The sequence below is a fragment of the Hwangdonia lutea genome, from assembly GCF_032814565.1.
In the GTDB taxonomy this organism is placed as follows: Bacteria; Bacteroidota; Bacteroidia; order Flavobacteriales; family Flavobacteriaceae; genus Hwangdonia; species Hwangdonia lutea.
In genome coordinates this window covers 2,101,515-2,122,444 of the sequence record NZ_CP136521.1, presented here as the reverse complement: position 1 = coordinate 2,122,444, position 20,930 = coordinate 2,101,515, and the positions used below count along the sequence as shown (strand labels likewise).

The 20,930-nt window shown below is 37.4% G+C and carries 17 protein-coding genes; 13 read left to right on the top strand and 4 right to left on the bottom strand.

From position 1 onward, the window contains the following. Positions 1-197: 197 nt before the first annotated feature. The 7 genes from RNZ46_RS09195 (at position 198) to RNZ46_RS09165 (ending at position 8,715) form a co-directional block, all read left to right on the top strand. Positions 198-944 (top strand): electron transfer flavoprotein subunit beta/FixA family protein, encoded by a 747-nt coding sequence (locus RNZ46_RS09195; protein WP_316981915.1) that lies wholly within the window; start codon positions 198-200, stop codon positions 942-944. A gap of 105 nt (positions 945-1,049) precedes the next feature. Continuing rightward, positions 1,050-2,009, top strand: a complete 960-nt coding sequence (locus tag RNZ46_RS09190; protein ID WP_316981914.1) for an electron transfer flavoprotein subunit alpha/FixB family protein — start codon at positions 1,050-1,052, stop codon at positions 2,007-2,009. Positions 2,010-2,223: 214 nt separating this feature from the next. Next, positions 2,224-2,841 (top strand): bifunctional nuclease family protein, encoded by a 618-nt coding sequence (locus tag RNZ46_RS09185; RefSeq protein WP_311937434.1) that lies wholly within the window; start codon positions 2,224-2,226, stop codon positions 2,839-2,841. A gap of 14 nt (positions 2,842-2,855) precedes the next feature. Then, positions 2,856-4,385 carry a NupC/NupG family nucleoside CNT transporter gene (locus tag RNZ46_RS09180; RefSeq protein ID WP_316981913.1) on the top strand — a complete coding sequence of 510 codons (1,530 nt, stop codon included), beginning with the start codon at positions 2,856-2,858 and terminating at the stop codon, positions 4,383-4,385. A 169-nt stretch (positions 4,386-4,554) separates the two neighbouring features. Continuing rightward, positions 4,555-5,379 (top strand): thymidylate synthase, encoded by an 825-nt coding sequence (locus tag RNZ46_RS09175; RefSeq protein WP_316981912.1) that lies wholly within the window; start codon positions 4,555-4,557, stop codon positions 5,377-5,379. A gap of 265 nt (positions 5,380-5,644) precedes the next feature. Beyond that, positions 5,645-5,890, top strand: a complete 246-nt coding sequence (locus RNZ46_RS09170; protein ID WP_316981911.1) for a thymidylate synthase — start codon at positions 5,645-5,647, stop codon at positions 5,888-5,890. A 56-nt stretch (positions 5,891-5,946) separates the two neighbouring features. Beyond that, positions 5,947-8,715: a T9SS type A sorting domain-containing protein gene (locus tag RNZ46_RS09165; protein ID WP_316981910.1), complete on the top strand. Its 2,769-nt coding sequence runs from the start codon at positions 5,947-5,949 to the stop codon at positions 8,713-8,715. A 70-nt stretch (positions 8,716-8,785) separates the two neighbouring features. On the opposite strand, the gene RNZ46_RS09160 is transcribed toward RNZ46_RS09165, so the two are convergent. Continuing rightward, positions 8,786-9,079, bottom strand: a complete 294-nt coding sequence (locus RNZ46_RS09160; protein ID WP_316981909.1) for an isoamylase early set domain-containing protein — start codon at positions 9,077-9,079, stop codon at positions 8,786-8,788. Positions 9,080-9,414: 335 nt separating this feature from the next. On the opposite strand from RNZ46_RS09160, the gene RNZ46_RS09155 reads away from it, so the two are divergent. The 6 genes from RNZ46_RS09155 to lspA all read left to right on the top strand — a co-directional run bounded on the left by RNZ46_RS09155 (position 9,415) and on the right by lspA (position 14,757). Then, the gene (locus RNZ46_RS09155) at positions 9,415-10,329 is read left to right on the top strand and encodes a dihydrofolate reductase (protein WP_316981908.1); all 915 of its coding nucleotides are present in this window, start codon (positions 9,415-9,417) and stop codon (positions 10,327-10,329) included. Positions 10,330-10,431: 102 nt separating this feature from the next. Continuing rightward, positions 10,432-10,785 (top strand): hypothetical protein, encoded by a 354-nt coding sequence (locus RNZ46_RS09150; RefSeq protein WP_316981907.1) that lies wholly within the window; start codon positions 10,432-10,434, stop codon positions 10,783-10,785. Between the two features lies 1 nt (position 10,786). Further along, the gene (locus RNZ46_RS09145) at positions 10,787-11,344 is read left to right on the top strand and encodes a hypothetical protein (protein WP_316981906.1); all 558 of its coding nucleotides are present in this window, start codon (positions 10,787-10,789) and stop codon (positions 11,342-11,344) included. Between the two features lie 214 nt (positions 11,345-11,558). Continuing rightward, positions 11,559-13,115, top strand: coding sequence for an NAD(P)/FAD-dependent oxidoreductase (locus tag RNZ46_RS09140; RefSeq protein WP_316981905.1), 1,557 nt, complete (start codon positions 11,559-11,561; stop codon positions 13,113-13,115). Between the two features lie 256 nt (positions 13,116-13,371). Then, positions 13,372-14,265, top strand: a complete 894-nt coding sequence (fabD, locus tag RNZ46_RS09135; RefSeq protein ID WP_316981904.1) for an ACP S-malonyltransferase — start codon at positions 13,372-13,374, stop codon at positions 14,263-14,265. Next, positions 14,266-14,757, top strand: coding sequence for a signal peptidase II (lspA, locus tag RNZ46_RS09130; RefSeq protein WP_316981903.1), 492 nt, complete (start codon positions 14,266-14,268; stop codon positions 14,755-14,757). A gap of 77 nt (positions 14,758-14,834) precedes the next feature. Here lspA and RNZ46_RS09125 read toward each other — a convergent pair whose 3' ends face one another. From RNZ46_RS09125 to RNZ46_RS09115, 3 genes are read right to left on the bottom strand one after another with little or no spacing between them, the layout of a single operon-like run. After that, the gene (locus RNZ46_RS09125; protein ID WP_316981902.1) at positions 14,835-15,722 is read right to left on the bottom strand and encodes a hypothetical protein; all 888 of its coding nucleotides are present in this window, start codon (positions 15,720-15,722) and stop codon (positions 14,835-14,837) included. Positions 15,723-15,734: 12 nt separating this feature from the next. Then, a complete protein-coding gene (locus RNZ46_RS09120) occupies positions 15,735-17,429 on the bottom strand; it encodes a SusD/RagB family nutrient-binding outer membrane lipoprotein (protein WP_316981901.1) in 1,695 nt (564 codons plus the stop codon). Between the two features lie 10 nt (positions 17,430-17,439). Next, positions 17,440-20,637, bottom strand: coding sequence for a SusC/RagA family TonB-linked outer membrane protein (locus RNZ46_RS09115; RefSeq protein ID WP_316981900.1), 3,198 nt, complete (start codon positions 20,635-20,637; stop codon positions 17,440-17,442). Between the last annotated feature and the right edge of the window lie 293 nt (positions 20,638-20,930).

Here is a 20,930-nt window from a genome sequence, read left to right as displayed (position 1 = left end):
GAATTGCAAAAATAACAATAAATAGATGACTTTGTTTAAAAGAATTATCTAAAATTTATTATGCACGCATAGTAAATATTCAAAATAAAATAATTAACTTCGTTGCCAAAATTTAGAAGTTCTAAAATTATAGCGCAAACTATAACGTTGTAGTTCTGGACTTCGCAAGTAACTAGTCTTAATTTAATTACAAAAATATGAAAATTTTAGTGTGTATAAGTCACGTTCCGGACACTACATCAAAAATTAATTTTACGGATGACAACTCTAAATTCGACACCAACGGTGTGCAATTTGTTATCAATCCAAATGATGAGTTTGGTTTAACCCGTGCCATGTGGTTTAAAGAAAAACAAGGGGCCAGTGTCGATGTTGTAAATGTTGGTGGCGCAGAAACCGAACCAACTTTACGTAAAGCTTTAGCTATTGGTGCAGACAGCGCCATACGTGTTAATACTGCGGCTTTAGACGGATTTCAGGTAGCCAAACAATTAGCGAAAGTGGTACAAGATGGCGGTTACGATTTGGTAATTGCCGGTCGTGAATCTATTGATTATAATGGCGGTATGGTTCCTGGCATGTTAGCTGGTTTAACCAACGCCAATTTTGTAAACAACTGCATTAATCTTGAGGTTGATGGCACTAATGCTACGGCAGTTCGTGAAATTGACGGTGGAAAAGAAACCGTTGCAACAACGTTACCGCTAGTTATTGGTGGGCAAAAAGGATTGGTTGAAGAAAGCGATTTACGCATTCCGAATATGCGCGGTATTATGATGGCTCGTAAAAAACCATTAACCGTAGTAGAACCTGTTGATGCTAATGCCGAAACCTCGGCGGTTGCATTTGAAAAACCAACTCCAAAAGGCGCTGTAACCTTAGTATCGCCTGATAATTTAGACGAATTAGTAAACTTGCTTCACAACGAAGCCAAGGTGATTTAACCTTTTAAATCATCCTAAATTTATTTCAGGATCCTTTAAAGTTTACGAAAATATTAATATAAGATTCCCGTCTTCACGGGAATGACAAACAAAAGATTACATATTATGTCAGTTTTAGTATATACAGAATCAGAACAAGGAAAATTTAAAAAAACAGCCTTTGAGGTTGCCTCTTACGCCAAAGCGGTAGCCACCCAATTGGGCACTACGGTAACAGCCGTGGCCATAAATGCCAACGATGCATCAGCATTAGGAAATTATGGCGTTGACAAGGTTTTAAATGTGAGCAATTCACAACTCGATGCTTTTAATGCCAAAACCTATGCCGATGTTTTAAAACAAGCCGCAGAAAAAGAAAATGCCAAGGTTGTTATTGTAAGCTCTAGTGCCGATAGCAAATATTTAGCACCGTTATTAGCCGTTGGCTTAAACGCAGGATTTGCTTCCAATGTGGTTGATGTGCCATCAAGCACCTCGCCGTTTACAGTAAAACGTACAGCCTTTACAAACAAAGCTTTTAGCATGACTACCATCGATACCGATGTTAAGCTAGTGGCCGTTTCAAACAACGCTTTCGGATTGGTGGAATCTAGTGGTAACGCTTCCGCGGAAGATTTTTCGCCAACCCTTCCAGAATCCGGTGTTACCGTACAATCGGTAGATAAAGCCACCGATAAAGTAACCATTGCCGATGCCGAAATTGTGGTTTCTGGCGGCCGTGGATTAAAAGGTCCTGAAAATTGGGGCATGATTGAAGAATTGGCCGAAGTATTAGGTGCCGCAACCGCCTGTTCTAAACCGGTATCGGATTTAGGCTGGAGACCCCATAGCGAACACGTTGGGCAAACGGGAAAACCTGTGGCCGCCAACCTTTACATTGCAATTGGTATCTCTGGAGCTATTCAGCATTTAGCGGGTATTAACGCCTCAAAAGTAAAAGTGGTTATCAATACCGATGCTGAAGCGCCATTCTTTAAAGCAGCAGATTACGGTGTTGTAGGCGATGCTTTTGAAGTGGTTCCGCAACTCATCGAAAAATTAAAGGCTTTTAAAGCGCAACAATAAATTATTTTTTATAAATTGTATTGTTCCGCAGAACTGATTAAATTAGCATTATATCATAATTCTGCTTTGGCAGTTGGTTAATTCCTAATTTAAACAGTTCTTTGTGCTTAATAAACTACCTTGGTAATTGCACACTTGGTATTTTTTTTAAGAAACATGTTTTTATTAAGAGGCACACCTTTAAATATTTAAGTCTGGATTATCGAGTAAATTTATGAGTTTAGTAAGATTAAACATAAAAGGCATTTCCTATAGTCAAACCCAAAATGGCGCCTATGCCCTTATATTAAATGAAGTTGATGGCGAACGCAAACTTCCTATTGTAATTGGTGCTTTCGAAGCACAATCCATTGCCATAGCGTTAGAAAAAGAAATTCGCCCGCCCCGTCCCTTAACTCATGATTTGTTTAAAAATTTCGCCGATAGGTTCGATGTGGTTGTTAAGCAGGTGATTATCCATAAATTAGTCGATGGTGTTTTCTATTCCAGTTTAATCTGCGAACGCGATAAAATCGAAGAAATAATTGATGCCAGAACCAGTGATGCCATTGCTTTAGCACTTCGTTTTGACGCTCCTATTTTTACCTATAAAAACATTCTCGACAAAGCCGGTATTTACTTAAAAGTGAATCCTAAAAAAGAAGAGGAAGACGAACTTCAAGACAGTATATTGGTTGATGATTTATTGGCAAATGAATTAGAACCTAACGCACCCCGCGAAAACTACAAAGGAAAAACCCTTGAAGAACTTCATAAATTACTAGACGAAGCCGTTTCAAACGAAGATTATGAGGCCGCTGCACATATTCGCGACGAAATTTCCAAACGTTAATTTATCACATATCTATGAAATCTTTTTTTTTGTCCCTAGTTGCTATTATTGTCTTATCAACTTCATCATTAATAGCGCAAGAAACAGACAAAACAAAGTTAGCCGATACTATTGAAAATGTTTCGCAAACCGAAACTATATTAATAGACTCAACTAACATCAATTTTTCAGAAAATAAAATTGCAGATACTTCCGAAACAACCGCTGTAAATGAAACAAAAAGCACCATTATTGAAAGCCAAGGTTTTTCAATAAACAGCTTGTGGCGTGGTGCATTGGGAATGGTAACTTTAATTTTTATAGCCTTTCTTTTTAGTAGCAATAGGAAAGCCATCGATTGGAAAATTGTTGGTATTGGTTTAGCATTTCAGTTATTAATTGCCATAGGTGTTTTAAAAGTTAAATTCATCAAAAGTATATTTGAATTTATTGGTGGCTTATTTGTTGAAGTTTTAGAATTTACAAGGGCTGGCAGTAAATTTTTATTTGAGGGCTTGGTTGTAGACATGGATACTTTCGGGTTTATTTTCGCTTTTCAAGTGCTACCAACTATTATATTCTTTTCAGCTTTAACATCGGTTTTATTTTATTTAGGCATCATTCAAAAAGTAGTAAAGGCTTTTGGTTGGTTGCTTTCTAAACTATTAAAAATTTCTGGAGCAGAAAGCTTAAGTGTGGCGGGTAACATTTTTTTAGGACAAACTGAAGCGCCTCTTTTAATTAAGGCGTATTTAGAAAAAATGAATAAGTCCGAAATGCTGTTGGTCATGATTGGCGGTATGGCAACCGTGGCTGGTGCTGTTTTGGCCGCTTACATCGGGTTTCTTGGTGGCGACGATCCTGTAAAGCGTTTATTTTATGCAAAGCACTTATTGGCCGCATCGGTTATGGCAGCACCGGGCGCTATTGTAATTTCTAAAATATTATATCCCCAAACCGAAAACGTCAATACAGATGTAAAGGTTTCTCAAGAAAAAATAGGTTCCAACTTTTTAGATGCCATCGCAAACGGCACAACCGAAGGCTTAAAACTAGCCGTAAACGTTGGTGCCATGCTTTTGGTATTTGTTGCTTTTATTGCCATGTTTAACGGTATTTTAGGTTGGGTGGGCGATGTTACCACATTAAACGGTTGGATTGCCAGCAATACGTCGTACCAAAGTTTATCGCTCGAACTTATTTTGGGTTATGTTTTTGCGCCTTTAATGTGGCTTATTGGTGTTGCCAAAGAAGACATGGCTTTAATGGGGCAACTCCTTGGCATAAAACTAGCAGCTAGCGAATTTATTGGTTACATACAACTTTCGGGTTTAAAAAACGTTGCTAATGCCACGCATTTGAGTTATCAAAAATCTATAATTATGGCGACTTACATGCTTTGTGGATTTGCAAATTTTGCATCTATCGGCATTCAAATTGGCGGCATAGGCTCGTTGGCTCCCGGGCAACGTAAAACCCTATCTAAATTTGGCATGAAAGCATTAATTGGAGGCACCATTGCTTCTTTAATTTCGGCAACTATCGCAGGAATGATTATTGGGTAATCCCCATTATCTGGGCACATTTCTAATTGATGAAAAATAAAGTTAATAACTTTTGATATTATACAGATATCAAATCATTAAAATCAAGCTCTTATTTATATTTTTATTCCGAAAATAATAATTGATTAATTAAACAAAGTTTCTTTCTTTTGGGAAGACGGAAAACGGGATGAAGCAATACCACGATTTAGTAAAACACGTTTTAGAAAACGGCAACGAAAAAGGAGATAGAACAGGCACCGGAACAAAAAGTGTTTTCGGGCATCAAATGCGTTTCGATTTAAGTGAGGGTTTCCCTATGGTTACCACAAAAAAACTACACTTAAAATCGATTGTTTACGAACTTTTATGGTTCTTAAAAGGCGATACAAACATTAAGTATCTAACTGAAAATGGGGTTAGAATTTGGAATGAATGGGCAGACGAAAATGGTGATTTAGGACCTGTTTACGGACACCAATGGCGTAACTGGAATAGCGATGAAATAGACCAGATTAAGGATGTTATCAACACCTTAAAAACCAACCCAAACAGCCGTAGAATGTTGGTTTCTGCTTGGAACCCTTCAGTGTTACCAGACACTTCAAAAAGTTTTAGCGAAAATGTAGCCGACGGAAAAGCCGCTTTACCGCCTTGTCATGCCTTTTTTCAGTTTTATGTTGCCGATGGCAAGCTATCCTGTCAGCTCTACCAGCGTAGTGCCGACATCTTTTTAGGTGTGCCTTTTAATATTGCAAGTTATGCCTTGTTTACCATGATGATGGCTCAAGTTTGTGGCTATCAAGTAGGCGAATTTATTCACACTTTTGGTGATGCACATATTTACAGCAACCACTACGAGCAATTGGAATTACAATTATCTCGTGATTTAAGACCGCTGCCAAAAATGATTTTAAATCCTGAAATTAAAGATATTTTCGACTTTACTTTTGATGATTTTACTTTGGTAGATTACAATCCGCACCCTCACATTAAGGGTGTTGTAGCTGTATAACAATTTTACTTATTTAAATAAAAAAGCGCCTTCAAAAAATTTGAAAGCGCTTTTTAGTTTAATTTTTTTAGTTTTAACTATACCGTTAACACTCCGTTTTCCGATGCGAATTCATTGCTTTTAAAAGCATCTGCTTGCTCATCGTTAACATAAACGCCATCAATAATGTATCTAAACTCATAAGAGTTATCTTTCTCTAAGTTTAAAGTTCCTTTTTAAATATTACGCAACAAGTGGAAAATTACCCTGTCAGTCAACCAATCAAGTGCTTAAGTTTGTTAACCGTGCCTTTCAACAATGCGGTTATGCCTTATTAACCATGATGGCTCAAAATTGTGGCTGTCAAGTTGACGAATTTATCCTTATCTTTGGTAATACACACATTTACAAAAATCATTATCAGCAATTAGAACTACAATTATCTCGTGACTCAAGACCGCTACCCCAAATGATTTTAAAACCTGAAGTTAAAGATATTTCGACTTTACTTTTAATGATTTTCATTTGGTAGATTATAATCCACACACATTAGGGTGTTGTAGCTATTTAACTTAAAAATTCTTAGTCATGAAAAAAACGTTACTAATTACATTATCACTTTTACTGATGCTTGCAGTTGTGCTGATTGCAAAGAGTAATCAAACGCAAGAACAGACCCTTGTTAAAATTGAGAGGAAATCAATTAATCCAACACAACAGGGAAAGAAAAAAACACTTGAAGAACGTGCTCGGTACGACGAAGCCCGTAATTTATACGAATATTACAGGCAAGTTAATCCCATTACAGGAATTATTTCGAAAGCGGATAAAAATCTTGAATTAATGAATTCGAAGCGTTCTTTATTAAAAAAAGATATAAAATCTGCGAAAATACCGGAAACCACTTATTCTAGCAGAGGGCCCAGTAATTTAGGTGGCAGAACCAGAGCTGTTGTTGTGGATAGAAGTGATGCTACAGGTAACACCCTTATTGCTGGTGGCGTTAGCGGTGGTGTTTTTAGAACAACCAACGGAGGCACAAGTTGGACAAAAGTATCTGCCAATGATGAGATACACAACGTAACAACCATCGTGCAAGACCCACGATCTGGTTTTGAAAGCACTTGGTATTATGGCACAGGCGAAGGTTTAGGCAATTCAGCTTCTAAAAGTGGCGCTTTTTACTTTGGACAAGGTATTTGGCAATCTACAAATGGTGGCCTTACTTGGGCACAAATGCCGTCTACATCATCAGGTTCCCAAGAAGTTTTTGACAATGTTTTCGATATAATTTTTAATTTAGCCGTACATCCAACTACGGGAGAGTTATTTGCCGCTGTTGTAGGTAGAATAATGAGATTTGACGGGTTTACTTGGACCACGGAAAGAGATGGATCACCATCAAGCACAAGCGATGCAACAGATATTGCTATTACTTCTAGTGGCAGGGTTTATGCCGCTTTTTCTGGAACACACGATGCTTCCATTGAAGGGGTTTGGACGTCTTCAACAGGGAATAGCACAACTGGAATTTGGTCGAGAATTAATGCATCAGATTTTACACCAACCGGAAGGGTTGTTTTGGCTTTAGCACCATCAAACCAAGATAAGTTATATACTTTATTTGTAAATGGTACTATCTCTGATTGCGATACAACCCCAGCTGTAGAAGCAGATTTATGGATGTGGGACCAATCTACAACAACCTACACCAATTTTTCCAGCAAACTGCCTGATGAGATAGGCTGTTCTGATGGGAATGACCCTTTTGGAGTACAAGGCGGTTATGATTTAGTGGTTAGTGTAAAACCTGATGATGAAGATTTTGTTTTAATAGGAGGCACAAACGCATACAAAATAGAAGATATTGTTGTAGATGCAACGTTTACACGTATTGGTGGTTATGCTTCTGCTGCAGGATATGCTTCGTACTCTAACCACCATGCAGACATTCATGCGCTAGTATTTAGCCCTTTTAGTAGCAATGTGCTTTTTTCGGGAACGGATGGCGGCGTACACGCAACGGCAGATATAACTGCAGCTACTGTTGCTTGGTCGTCACTTAACAACAACTATCAAACCTATCAATTTTATCATGTATCTATTGACCCTGATTCTGGCTCTGATTTTGTTATTGGAGGCGCACAAGATAACGGGACTACAGTTGGTGGCACATCAATAGGCGCCTCATCTACAACAAGCCACATTCCTTTACTTAGTGGCGATGGTGTTTCTGTGGCTATTCCAAATTACGCTGGTTGTGGTATTTCCTTTTTTGGTGGTTCTCAAAACGGCACCCTTTACAGATATTGCCAGAACACGAGTGGCTATACCGAGATTACACCGCGTATGTCAACAATGCCAGATGTTCTTTATCCCAGTCAGTTTGTCACCTATTATCATGTAGACCCAGAAAATACCAATGCTATTTATTATGCTTCTGAAGGCACGTTATTGCGTTCAACAGACGGTGCCAATGTAACACAGGATACCTGGACGAGTTTAAGCGATACAAATACCGCTTTTGGTCATGCCGATTATTTTCAAGCATTTTCTACAACAAGAGGTGCGTATGATGCCGCAACAAGTTATTTGTTAATGGGTGGCGATGAAGGCCATATTTACAGATTAAATGATCCGCAAAATGCTGTAAACATTTCAACGGCAATAGATATTACACCGCCAACCGCAACCATAGGATTTCCTTCAATTGTAACCGGTTTAGCTATTCATCCAACAAACAACGATATTGTTTTAGCCACCTATTCGAACTACGGAACTGAAAGTATTTTTTTAACCACAAACGCAACTAATGCAACTCCAACTTGGACTTTGGTTGAACGTAATTTATCTGCACATTCTATTAGGTCTGCTGCTATTACTGAAGTTGCTGGACAAACGCTTTACTTTGTTGGTACCGCCAGAGGATTATACAGTACATCAGACCCAACAACTACAGATTGGGCAAGGGAAGCACCAACAGAAATTGGCTATGCATTGGTAAGCTCTCTATCTTATAGACCATCAGACAATCATTTGTTAGTTGGAACACACGGAAATGGTATGTTCGAAACCGTAATTACCGATAATCCGCTTAATGTAAAGCATGTTAATAATATTAGTAACCATATGAGTTTATACCCTAACCCTGTAGAAAATGAGATAAATTTAAAGTTTGCAGGCAATTATGGCAAAGTTTCAAACTATATGATAACCAATATATCAGGTCAATCTGTTTTAAATGGAGCAGATCTTTTGAGCAATAAAATAGATGTTACTAATTTACAGACTGGTATATACTTTATTAAAGTAAAAATTGGCGATAAATTTGGGACTAAAAAGTTTATTAAAATATAAATAGAATGCATAATAAAAGCGCCTTCAATAAATTTGAAAGCGCTTTTTAGTTTAATTTTTTTGGTTTTAACTATACCGTTAACACTCCGTTTTCCGATGCAAATTCATTGCTTTTAAAAGCATCTGCTTGCTCATCGTTAACATAAACGCCATCAATAATGTATCTAAACTCATAAGAGTTATCTTTCTCTAAGTTTAAAGTTCCTTTAAATGTACCGTTCTTTAATTTTTTTAATGAATTTGCTTTCTCGTCCCAATTGTTAAAACTTCCAACTACAGATACTTTTTTAGCCTCTTCAGCTGGCACTGTAAAAGTAACTTTACAAACGGGTTTACTTTTTAAATACTGTTTTGTAATAGCCATGATTTTATTTTTTTTAGTTTAGGTTCTATTTTGAGCGCCAAATTTATAAAAGAATTCCATATCAACGATGATTTAAAATGCTTTAAGTCAAATAATTATGGTTTTATCAATACGCCTTATAAATAAATTAACGAAATAGCAGTTTTTAACTAATAAATTACTAAAATGACAAAGAAACACAGCTATTTTTTCAACTAAATTACAGCACTTTTTAAACGAAATCGTTTTAGTTTTTAAGGCGGCATTAGCTTTTTATCGGCAATACACCAAATAAGAATTAAATTACAATTAATATTACAAAAAGTTTTAACTTTACATTCACTTATATTGTTGATATGTTCGGAAAGAAAAAACAAAAACCACAGATAGATACAGACCAATTAGAGCTTATTGAAAATGCTCAAAAACGCATTAAACAAAAAAAACGCTTATACGTCCATTTTGTTGTGTTTTTAATTGGCGCGGTATTTTTAATTGCGGCCAATACCGTTTTGGACATTGGTAAAGATTTTACTTTGTTTGGCAAAGAATGGTTTTTATTTGCCATTTTATTGTGGCTTTTCTTTTTGCTCTATCATGTTTTTAACGTATTTATCACCCATAAATTTATGGGGAAAGATTGGGAGCGAAACCAATTGGAGAAATTGGTAACGCTGCAACAAAACAGAATAGAGAAAATAAAAACCGAACTAAAAAAAGAAGCACCTCATATTGCCGAAAGCGAGGTTTACAATGAAACCTTAAACGGTAAAAACAAGAAATCTGAATTGACTATAATTGTCGCTGCCGCGGAAAATGATGCTATTGGAAAAGGCAATAAACTCATTTGGCATTTAAGCGACGACTTAAAACGCTTTAAAACCTTAACCAATGGGCACCATATTATTATGGGGCGCAAAACGTTTGAGAGCTTCCCTAAACCATTACCAAACCGAACGCATGTGGTGATTTCAAGACAACAAGACTATCATGTTCCTCATGGCGTTATTCTGGTAAATTCTTTGGAAGCTGCTATTGATGCCGTAAAAAACGATGCGCAACCCTTTATAATTGGCGGTGGTGAAATTTACAAACAGGCTATGGCCTTTGCCGATAAAATTGAGTTAACACGTGTTCACGAAAGTTTTGAAGCCGATACGTTTTTTCCAAAAATAGATCCCTCGGTTTGGAAAGAAACCGCCAACACCTTTCATACAAAAGATGCAAACCACGAGCACGAGTTTTCGTTTTTAACGTATGAGAGAAAATAACTAAACTTGACTTAGTAAGAAAAAATCGATAAATTCGTTTACCGTCAAGTATAAGGCATTAAATAACGACGCTTATCTGCGTGCCATTGTGGTGCATTTTAGATGAATATATTTACAAGAAATAAATACCTAAACTTTTCTGAAGAAAACATTGAGTCGCTAACCAAAAGTGTGGCTGAATTGAAGAACATTCTAACAGAAATTGGAACAAGTGTCGGACAACAAGAATTGACAAATGTTTTAGAATCTGCAATGAATAAAGATTCTAAACTTTTCAAAAAACATTTATTGACTAATGAACTTTTTGGTGGAGCTGAAGCATTATGTGAATTTTATTGTGGAAACGACAAATTACAATCTGAATTCCAAACTCTGTTTTTAAAGTTCTGTGAAGATTTAAAAAACATTGGAATTACAAATCGAAGAATCTTACAAGTGATTAAAGGATTGGAATAAAATGAACCAAGCAAAACATTGTGATTTATGCGAAAATGAAATGTCAAGTCTTAAAAAAGGATTGACTTGTAAATTGACCAACAGAAAACCTAATTTTAAATACACTTGCGCTGAAATTAAACTTGACAAAAAATTTCGAGAAAAATTAGAAATTGCAAATCTTGAATTAGAAATATTACGCAGAAATGAAAACTCTACTTATTGGACTTTTTACTCGACTATTATTGGCGGATTCCTATTAATAGTTGGCGGATATTTTTTTTCCAATTGGACTATACATAGCATTTTTTTATGGTATGTGAAAATTGGAATAATCGGAGCTGGATTCACATTTCTCGGAATTGCTTACTCTAAACTTAATGGATTTAGAAGAAAATACAAGAAAGCGAAATTTGACAAAATAAAAATAGATGAAATACTAAATAAATACGGAATTGAATATTATCCAATCTTTGATTTTAAAGAAAAAATTCACGGAATTCAAGAAGTAAATGTAACAATGGAATTTAAGAATTGGACAAAAAGACAAACAACAAATACGTATAAATTTGATTATTAATAGAATTAATAAAAAAACGACACCACAAGACTATGTATAAATAATTGCTTTGGTAAGTGTTATTTGGAAAATTTACCTTCAGAATTTTCTTTGACAAGTTTTTGTTTACTAAACAGGTTGCTTAACCCCGCAACAAACCATTCACCAAACACGCTAAACGAACCTTCAATAATTTATTCCCATTACCTTTTTCTATTTTCCGTAATTTCGCTACATGGTAAAAGAAATTCAACTTCGTATAACACTTAAAGAAGAAGAACAACCCGATATTTTAGTTTTTAAGTCCGCCCTAAAACTCGATATCGATAAAAGTGATATTACGGGTGTAAAAATTCTGAGAAAATCGATTGATGCCCGTAAACCTAAAATCTTTTTCAATTATAAAGTTGCGGTTTATATTAAAGAAGCTGTACCAAAAAACTCGGAATACATCTTTAATTATAAAGACGTTTCCAAAGCCAAACCCATTCATATTATTGGGTTTGGTCCCGCTGGCATGTACGCCGCCTTGCGCTGTATAGAACTCGGTTTTAAACCCATTGTTTTAGAGCGCGGAAAAAATGTGCAAGACCGCCGCAGGGATTTAAAAGCCATAAATCAAGATCATTTTGTAAACGAAGATTCCAATTATTGTTTTGGCGAAGGTGGCGCAGGTACGTATAGCGATGGTAAATTATACACCCGAAGCTTAAAACGTGGCGATGTGCGTCGCATTTTTGAAAATCTCGTTTTTCATGGCGCAACCAACCAGATTTTAGTCGATGCGCACCCGCATATTGGCACCAACAAATTGCCCAAAGTGGTACAGAATATTCGGGAAAACATTTTGAAATATGGTGGCGAGATTTATTTTCAAACTCGCGTGGTCGATTTCAGAATAAAAAACAACAAAATACAAGCTATTCAATTGCAGAATGGTGATGAAATGATGGCCAATCGTGTTATTTTAGCAACAGGTCATTCGGCCCGCGATATCTATTATTTACTTCATAAAAAGCAGATTGCTTTAAAAGCAAAGTCGTTTGCTATGGGTGTTCGGGTTGAGCATCCGCAACATATTATCGATCGTATTCAATACCACTGTTTGGGCGAACGCCACGAATTGCTTCCTGCGGCTTCTTACGGATTGGTGCAGCAGGTAAACGAACGCGGTGTGTATTCGTTTTGCATGTGTCCCGGCGGATTTATTGTGCCCGCGGCAACAGCAAACGGCGAGGTGGTTGTTAACGGCATGTCGCCTTCAAAACGCAATAATTTATATGCCAATTCGGGTATTGTGGTTGAAATTAATGCGGAACAAGATTTACGAAAATACGAGCAATTTGGGGTTTTAAAAGGATTGGAATATCAGAAGAATTTAGAGCGATTAGCTTTTACGGCTGGCGGACGAAGTCAGGTTGCACCCGCACAACGTTTAACCGATTTTGTTGAAGGACGCTTGTCGAATACCTTGAATGATACCTCGTATCAACCCGGACTGAACCCAGCACCATTACACTCGCTTTTACCAAAATTAATAGGCAGCAGATTGCGAAAAGGTTTTGAAGCTTTCGGACAAAAAATGAAAGGCTATTACACCGAAGAAGCCAATATTGTTGGTGTGGAATCTAGAACCTCATCGCCCGTAAATATCCCACGAAAAGACAATTTAGAACACATAGAAATTGAAGGTTTATTTCCCTGCGGCGAAGGTGGTGGTTATGCCGGCGGCATTATTTCGGCAGCTATGGATGGCGAACGTTGTGCTGAAGCTGCAGTTGTTGGATTGTAACTTGGGGTCTGCGTTAGGGATTGATGCGGCATCCTTTTTTTGAAAGAAATAAAACATACCTTGTTTATAGCTATAATTTGACAGATAGCCAAGTCGCTCACTCCTCGCTATGACGTAAAAAAAAGATATAGCGGAAAGCCCGACCCTTGTGGTAACGCCCAAATAGTTATTCTTCTATGTTTTTCTAAAAGCGAAGTAAGCAATCTTGTTTAAAAGATTTATTCCTATTTTTGCAGCATCAAAATTTTAAACACTTATGAACGCATATATATTTCCAGGACAAGGCGCGCAATTTTCAGGCATGGGTTTAGACCTTTATGAGAACTCACCGTTAGCGCAAGAGTTATTTGAACAAGCCAATGATATTTTAGGCTTTAACATTACCGACACCATGTTTGAAGGTACTGCCGAAGCCCTTAAAGAAACCAAAGTAACGCAACCCGCCATATTTTTACACTCGGTAATTTTAGCCAAAACTTTAGGCGACAGTTTTAAACCTGATATGGTTGCAGGACACTCTTTGGGAGAATTTTCTGCTTTGGTTGCCAACGGCAGTTTAAATTTTGAAGATGGTTTAAAATTGGTATCGCAACGTGCTTTAGCCATGCAAAAAGCTTGTGAAATTCAACCCAGTACCATGGCTGCCGTTTTAGGTTTGGAAGACGAAGTTGTTGAAAAAATATGTGCTTCAACCGATGGTATTGTGGTGGCGGCAAACTACAACTGCCCAGGACAATTGGTAATTTCGGGTGAAATTGACGCTGTTAATAAAGCCTGTGAAGCAATGAAAGATGCCGGGGCACGACGTGCTTTGGTATTGCCTGTTGGCGGTGCTTTCCATTCGCCATTAATGGAACCTGCTCGTGAGGAATTGGCGGCAGCTATTGAAAACACAACCTTTAGCAAACCCAACTGCCCGATTTATCAAAACGTAACGGCAAATGCGGTTATAAATGAAGCTGACATAAAAGCAAATTTGATCTCTCAATTAACAGCGCCTGTACGTTGGACCCAATCTGTGCAGCAAATGATAGCCGATGGTGCAACTTTATTTACTGAAGTTGGTCCGGGTAAAGTTTTACAAGGTTTGGTAAAGAAAATTAATAGAGCATCTGAAACGGCCTCTGCAACTTTTGAAAGTAATAGCTAAATGAAATTATCCAGACGCTCCATTTTTATTTTTTCTGTAATCGCTATTACCATTGCTATAGACCAGATTTCCAAAATTTGGGTTAGGGCACAAGTCGTTGCCGGTAGCCAATCTGAAATTATTGGTGATTGCTTCACCCTGCACAATGTTGAAAACAAAGGGGCTTTTTTAGGCATGGGTAGCGAGTTGAATGATACACTTAGAATTATTCTGCTACTTATTCTACCCATTGTTGTTTTGGCCTTGGTACTGCGCTATATTTTTAAAGAAAAAGCATTGGACAACTGGTCGCTTTTTGCTTTTTCAAGTATTATAGGAGGCGGAATTGCCAATGTATACGACCGCATTGTTTACGGCTCGGTTACCGATTTTTGGCACATTGATTTAGGTGGTGTATTTAGAACCGGTATTTTTAATTTGGCAGATTTATCGGTTACCACAGGCATGATTATTTTGGTAATTGCTAGTTTTAGGAAGAAGAAAGCTGTTTGATTATGATACTAAAAAAACCGATTGCCAAGCGTAATACGCTGGGCAATCGGTTTATCAAATAAATAGCTTTTTTGTTTTTATTGCTTTGTCCAAACGCTGGTTGCAGCTATAAAACCGCTGGTAACTTCAACGCTCCAAGTGCCATCATCATTAACAGTTCCTGAAAAGGCTATGTTATCGCCACAACAGTCTGGAGCAGACCCGTTAAGCGTGCCACAGACATCTGTTATATTGCCCGTCGAGGCATCGCCACAAATTCCAAAAGGGCCACAGAACAAACCATCGTAGGCGCCACCAGAAAAATCGGATAAGGAGTAAGACCCACCACCATTATCAGTTACCGTTACGGTATATTCGTAGTTTGAAATTGGCGCCACACCGCAACAGCCCGTTCCTGTACTTGACACCAAATACGTTCCGCCAATATCTGAAGGGCATGATACGGGATAATTTATCACAATAGTAACTAGTTTAGAGTTACTAAGCGTTGTGCCTGTGTTATCTGTTCCGTCATTATTCAATATACTTAAAACCCTTCCGTCTGGCATAGTAAACCTCGTGGATATCCTTAAAATATCACCTAGTTTTATATCGTCTGCACTATTTAATTCTGAAAAGGCAGCAATAATATCATTGGTCGTTAATGAATAATCTAAAGGTAAACTTACATTACTTGCTAAAGTTGTAGTATAAGCTGGTCCGGCCAACGAAACATAAGCTGCTATAATATCTACAGAAGCTGGGGTTTCGCCTTGTGCTAAATCGGCATTAAAAGCTATGGTTAATACCTCGCCGCTGTTAAGCCTTACAAGATCGATAATGCCATCGGATCCGGGTGCTTTAGTCATATTAGGAACTGCTCCCGCTTCTAAAACAAGTGCAGAATCTCCACCATCTTTATTTTCACAAGAAAACCCAATGATAGTGATTACAATTATTAATAATACATTTTTTATAGTTCTCATTTTTTTTGTTTTTTAATTATCCCAAAACACTCTGTAAGTCGCTATAGTTTTTTGTTCTGGAGCATTCTGATTAAGGTTTAACTCGTTTTCTGGCCAGAAAAATGTTCTATTATATGGGTTATTCAATGTGGTATCGGTATCTAGTAAAGGATAGCCATCGCCATTGTCTAACTGATATTCATTTGTTCCATTCGGATTTGCTAAAACAGGATAACCAGTTCTTCTGTAATCATTATACTGATCCATTTGGTCGCCATAAGTGGCCACCCATTTTTGGGTCATAATAATTTCCAATTGTTTTTCTGCGCTTGCTGCCGTAAATTCTGCGTCTATATTTGCAATAAAATCAGAAACAGCAGTTGTACCGGATAATACTGGCACAGTTTGAGTTGTGCCCGTACCAGCTACAACCTGATCTACCTTAGCAAAACTTGCCGTCATAGCTTCGGTTAATTTTGTTGCAGCATCACCATTGATTAAACCTACTTGCATAAGTTCCGCTTGGATGTACAAAAACTCATCATAAGTCAGGATTCTTCTTGGCGCCACTCCTGTACCACTTCCTACGACTCTTGCAAACCCTTGTCCGTCATCATATCTTCCGCCACAAGGGAAAATACCTGGAAACGTAGCATCGTTAGCTACAGCACCATCTCGCCATGGGCCTACGCTGCCAAATCGTATGGTGAAAAATCCTGTTGAGGAGTCCCAATAATCTGCCCTAGGGTCGCCAGAAATAGGATCTGCCTGATCTCTGGGGAATTGCCCAGGTTGTAATTGATTTGCCCAATAATAGGGTATTCTAGGGTCTTGGTTTCCTGTGTGGATATTGGGGTTCATGCCCATTAAAATTTCATAAAACCACGGGCTTACATAATGATCTACTTGAGCACCCCCGTAAGCGGCTTGAAATAATTGATTGCGTTCGTCTTGCGGTGAAACCGTTGCGGTATGCATAAATTGAAAGTCATCTGCATTTGATGTGAAAAAATTATTTTCTGACACCAATGCATCTAATTCGGATTGACTAAATAATGCTGAAGATGATAGCCGTATTTGATTAAGTAATTTCAATTTAAACGTATTGGCAAACTTAATCCACTTACTTGTAGAACCGGCATAATAAAAGTCATCGGCTCCCGGAAGTAAGCCGCTGGGGTTATTCAAGTTTACTTTGGCCTCATCAATTAAATTAAAAATATCTTGGTAAATAGTTTCTGAATCATCAAAAGAAGGACTCACAACGCCTTGTATTAACAATGTGGCCTCAGAATATGGCACATCGCCCCACAAATCGACTGCAACAGACATCATATACGCCTTAAGCAATTGCCCAATACCTTTATATACCGTTGCACCATCAGTCTCTGCTTGAGAGATTAATGTTTCTAAATCTGTTAATGCTAAATACACATTGTTCCAATCGTTATTTAAAGGGATATTGTTTGCTTGGGTACCATATTGATCTTGACTGCTTCTTGAAACACCTTGATGGGTTTGCGTCCCTAGGACTTCGCCACTAAAGTTATTCCAATCAGCTATTAGTGCCGTTGTAATTTGTATATTGGGCAGCAACTGATTCATAGGTGCAACCGTTGGGTTATCTGTATCTGTATCTACATCTAAATATTTGTCACATCCAAAGAGTGATATAACAACGATAAATATTGGTAAAATATGATACCTTTTAAATTTTATGTTTTTCATTTGTTTTTATTTAAAAAGTTAGGTTAATTTTAAATCCATAACGTTTAGACGTTGGCGCTGAAGAGTTTTCAATACCCTGAACCCTACTTGAACCGAAAGATGTTATTTCTGGATCGTAATTGGTGTATCTTGGAACATTTGGTGCAAAATACCATAAGTTGTTGCCAAAAGCACTTAAAGACACTTTACCAAAAGGCGTTTTTTCTAACCATTTTGATGGCACATCGTAGGTTAAGTTTAATTCTCGTAAACGATACACTGTACCGTCGTACACGGTTCCTTGATCAGTGGAATTTATGCCCCATGTATTACTGGGCCCTCCTCCTGTAAAGTACAAATCGTTTGTGTCAATTTGTGTTGTATTTGGGATTCGATTTCCATTATTATCCAAGGTATAATTTCCGTTTACATCGCCATAAAACCCAGGTATAATATGAGTACGTTCTCTATCTTCTGTGTCTTTGGTAACCCCTCGCCCTAAGAGAGACCCAATACTTACAGATTGAATATCGCCACCTTCTCTCCAATCAAATTGAGCTCTGAAAGACCAGTTTTTATATTTAAACGTATTGATAAATCCCATTTTAAAATCTGGCGTTGGGTCGCCAATTATATCACTCACTGGGTCTTGGAATATCCATCCGGTAGATTGATCGATAATATAATTACCTTCATTATCCCTTAGGTGTTTGGTACCAAAAAACACACCAAATGGCTGTCCTTTAATAGCGTAAGCTATCTGGTTTCCATCCAACCTAATTCTTTCAAGACCTTCAACCAACTCGGTAACCTCATTGGTGTTTTTAGTAAATGTGGTGAATATGTTCCATTTAAAATTTTCGGTTTGAATGGGCACTAATGTTAAGCCAATTTCCACGCCGGTGTTTGTCATTTCTCCTATATTGGTATTAAAGGATGTAAAACCGCTAGACCTTGGAACGGAAACAGGTGAAATTAAATCGGTAGTTGTTTTTTTATACCATGTAAAATCAAGTGCAATACGTCTTTTAAAAAACTCTAAATCTGCACCAATTTCAATTTCATCTGTGAATTCCGGTGTAATGGATTGGTCGCCCAAACCTGTTCTATTTCCAATAACGGGAATGGATGCAAAGGGAATTCCTAAGGCAAATGTGGTGCTTAAAAACTCTGCGCCTGCATCGTTACCAACTGACGCCCAACCACCTCTAAGTTTCGCAAAAGTGAGTACGTTGCTGTCTAATTTAAGTGCTTCGGTAACAATTAAGGACAAACTTGCTGAAGGATAAAAGTACGACCGATTATCAACTGGTAAGGAAGAAGACCAATCGTTTCTACCCGTTCCGTTTAAAAATAAAAAATCTTTGTAAGCTAGCGTTACATCTGCAAATACACCCACATTACGTTTTCTTAAAAACCCAACACTAGTAGGAAGAAATAAACTGTTTTGATTTGAAACCGTTACGGTGTTTGCTAAAGTATATATGTCTGGTGAAATAAAAGTGGTTCCTAAATTTACATCGCGAGTAAAAGAATTTTGATAGGTGTTAAATCCAGTAATAACTGATAGATCTAAATCATCTGTCAAAGTATAATCAAAGTTCAATAAAAAAGTAGATTCAAGATCTTCGATTGTGGCAGAATCCAAAGTAATTGTTCCTCCTGTTAAAGCTGAAGCTATAGATTGCGGGTGTCTAATTTCTTTTCTTTCCAAATCATATTTATTATAACCCACTTTAAACGACGCTGAAATATGATCGTTAATGGGCACACCAATACTTAAATTTGTGACAATTCTATTTGAATTTGTTGTTACTTGATCGTTTTCCCAAGACCACAAGGGATGATCCCAACCTGTATTTGGAATCACAGAACCTCCTGTTAGTGGATTGGTATAAGGAATCGATAAATCCCAAGTTCGCCCCAACCACAACGTTCTTGCAAAAGAAGCCGATGATCCAGCAAATTGATTATTACCAAAAAAGCCTCCCACTTGCTGGGTATCAGAATAACTTAAAGAGCCTCCAACAGTAATTTTGTTGGGAAGCTTAAAGTTGCCCCCGGCTGAAAAAGAAGTTCTGTCGTAAGTATTAAAAGGGATATAACCCTGTTGTTGCAAGTCGGACAATGTAACACTAAAACTACCGTTTTCGTTTCGTGAAGATGCTGTAATTGAATTATCTAAAACAATACCTGTTTTAAACAAATCCTTAACATTATTTGGCTGTGCCACATAAGGCAGTGTTTCAATTAAGCCAGGACCGTACACATCCGGAAAAGCAGTTACCCAACTATTCCAAACTGGAATTGTGGCTAAAGTATCAAAAGCGGGACCCCAAGAGCCATTGGAACCTGCATTAAAATTAAATTGTGTGCCTTGTCCGTATTTATTTTGGTACTCTGGCAAGTTGGCTATTTCTTCAAAATAAGTACCACTACTTACATTAATACTTAGTTTGTTATTAGCACTTCCTGATAAAGAAGCTCCAGATTTGGTAGTAATAACAATAACGCCATTGGTTGCTCTTGAACCATAAAGAGCCGCCGCTGCGGCACTTTTTAATACCGATACAGATTCAATACTATTTGGGTCTAAGCTAGAAATACCAGACTCGTAAGCACCACCGCCAGTAGTTTGACTAGAGGTTGTAATTTGAGAATTGTCGTAAGCTATGCCATCTACAATAAATAAAGGCTGACTTGCGCCACCAATAGTAGTTTGCCCTCGTATGCTAATTTGGTTTGAAGCTCCTGCAACACCATTAGAAAAATTTACATTCACACCTGCAACTTTCCCTGATAGCGAGCGCAACAAATCAGGCTCTGAATTTTCAAGTATTTCTTCTGATTCTACTTGACTTACAGCATACCCTAAATCCTTGGCATTACGTTTAATACCAAAAGCAGTAACCACAACTTCATCAAGAGATGTGGCATCATCAATAAGCTGCACATTAATTGTGTTTGACTCCCCTACAACCACCTCTTTGGCTGTATAGCCAATAAAACTGATTACAAGAGTAGCACCTTGATTGGCTTTAATTGAATAATTACCATCAAAGTCTGAGGAGGTGCCAGATGTCGTTCCTTTAATTAAAACAGTTGCCCCTGGAAGCGGTAAACCAGAACTATCCGTTATGGTTCCAGACACTGTTTTTTCTTGCGCAAAAGATAATTGCACAACAAACGCCAGTAATAGCGTTAGTAATCCACTAAACTTTTTTTTCATTTGTTTATATTTTATGAGTTAGTCTGTGCAGATTGTAGAAAAGGAAGGCAGCAAAGAAATTTTTTAAAAGACTAATTCAAAAAAATCATACTCTACGAAATGAAATCAAAGTTTAGAGAACCCCGAAGTTTTTTTATTAAAGCAAAGCTCTAAAACTGCCTTACCTTTTACAATTGCAATAGTAAAAGAAGGGGTTTAATTGGCTTTTTAATGCAAGTTTGATTTGAAATATGCACAAAATGATTTAAGCCACTTATTTGGTAGGTTAAGTGGATTAACACTTTATTAACGTA

What these genes read in the sequence shown, in the direction of transcription:
- RNZ46_RS09195 (WP_316981915.1), top strand. Translation starts at nt 198, where the DNA reads ATGAAAATTTTAGTGTGTATAAGTCACGTTCCGGACACTACATCAAAA.
- RNZ46_RS09190 (WP_316981914.1), top strand. Translation starts at nt 1,050, where the DNA reads ATGTCAGTTTTAGTATATACAGAATCAGAACAAGGAAAATTTAAAAAA.
- RNZ46_RS09185 (WP_311937434.1), top strand. Translation starts at nt 2,224, where the DNA reads ATGAGTTTAGTAAGATTAAACATAAAAGGCATTTCCTATAGTCAAACC.
- RNZ46_RS09180 (WP_316981913.1), top strand. Translation starts at nt 2,856, where the DNA reads ATGAAATCTTTTTTTTTGTCCCTAGTTGCTATTATTGTCTTATCAACT.
- RNZ46_RS09175 (WP_316981912.1), top strand. Translation starts at nt 4,555, where the DNA reads ATGAAGCAATACCACGATTTAGTAAAACACGTTTTAGAAAACGGCAAC.
- RNZ46_RS09165 (WP_316981910.1), top strand. Translation starts at nt 5,947, where the DNA reads ATGAAAAAAACGTTACTAATTACATTATCACTTTTACTGATGCTTGCA.
- RNZ46_RS09160 (WP_316981909.1), bottom strand. Translation starts at nt 9,079, where the DNA reads ATGGCTATTACAAAACAGTATTTAAAAAGTAAACCCGTTTGTAAAGTT.
- RNZ46_RS09155 (WP_316981908.1), top strand. Translation starts at nt 9,415, where the DNA reads ATGTTCGGAAAGAAAAAACAAAAACCACAGATAGATACAGACCAATTA.
- RNZ46_RS09150 (WP_316981907.1), top strand. Translation starts at nt 10,432, where the DNA reads ATGAATATATTTACAAGAAATAAATACCTAAACTTTTCTGAAGAAAAC.
- RNZ46_RS09145 (WP_316981906.1), top strand. Translation starts at nt 10,787, where the DNA reads ATGAACCAAGCAAAACATTGTGATTTATGCGAAAATGAAATGTCAAGT.
- RNZ46_RS09140 (WP_316981905.1), top strand. Translation starts at nt 11,559, where the DNA reads ATGGTAAAAGAAATTCAACTTCGTATAACACTTAAAGAAGAAGAACAA.
- fabD (WP_316981904.1), top strand. Translation starts at nt 13,372, where the DNA reads ATGAACGCATATATATTTCCAGGACAAGGCGCGCAATTTTCAGGCATG.
- lspA (WP_316981903.1), top strand. Translation starts at nt 14,266, where the DNA reads ATGAAATTATCCAGACGCTCCATTTTTATTTTTTCTGTAATCGCTATT.
- RNZ46_RS09125 (WP_316981902.1), bottom strand. Translation starts at nt 15,722, where the DNA reads ATGAGAACTATAAAAAATGTATTATTAATAATTGTAATCACTATCATT.
- RNZ46_RS09120 (WP_316981901.1), bottom strand. Translation starts at nt 17,429, where the DNA reads ATGAAAAACATAAAATTTAAAAGGTATCATATTTTACCAATATTTATC.
- RNZ46_RS09115 (WP_316981900.1), bottom strand. Translation starts at nt 20,637, where the DNA reads ATGAAAAAAAAGTTTAGTGGATTACTAACGCTATTACTGGCGTTTGTT.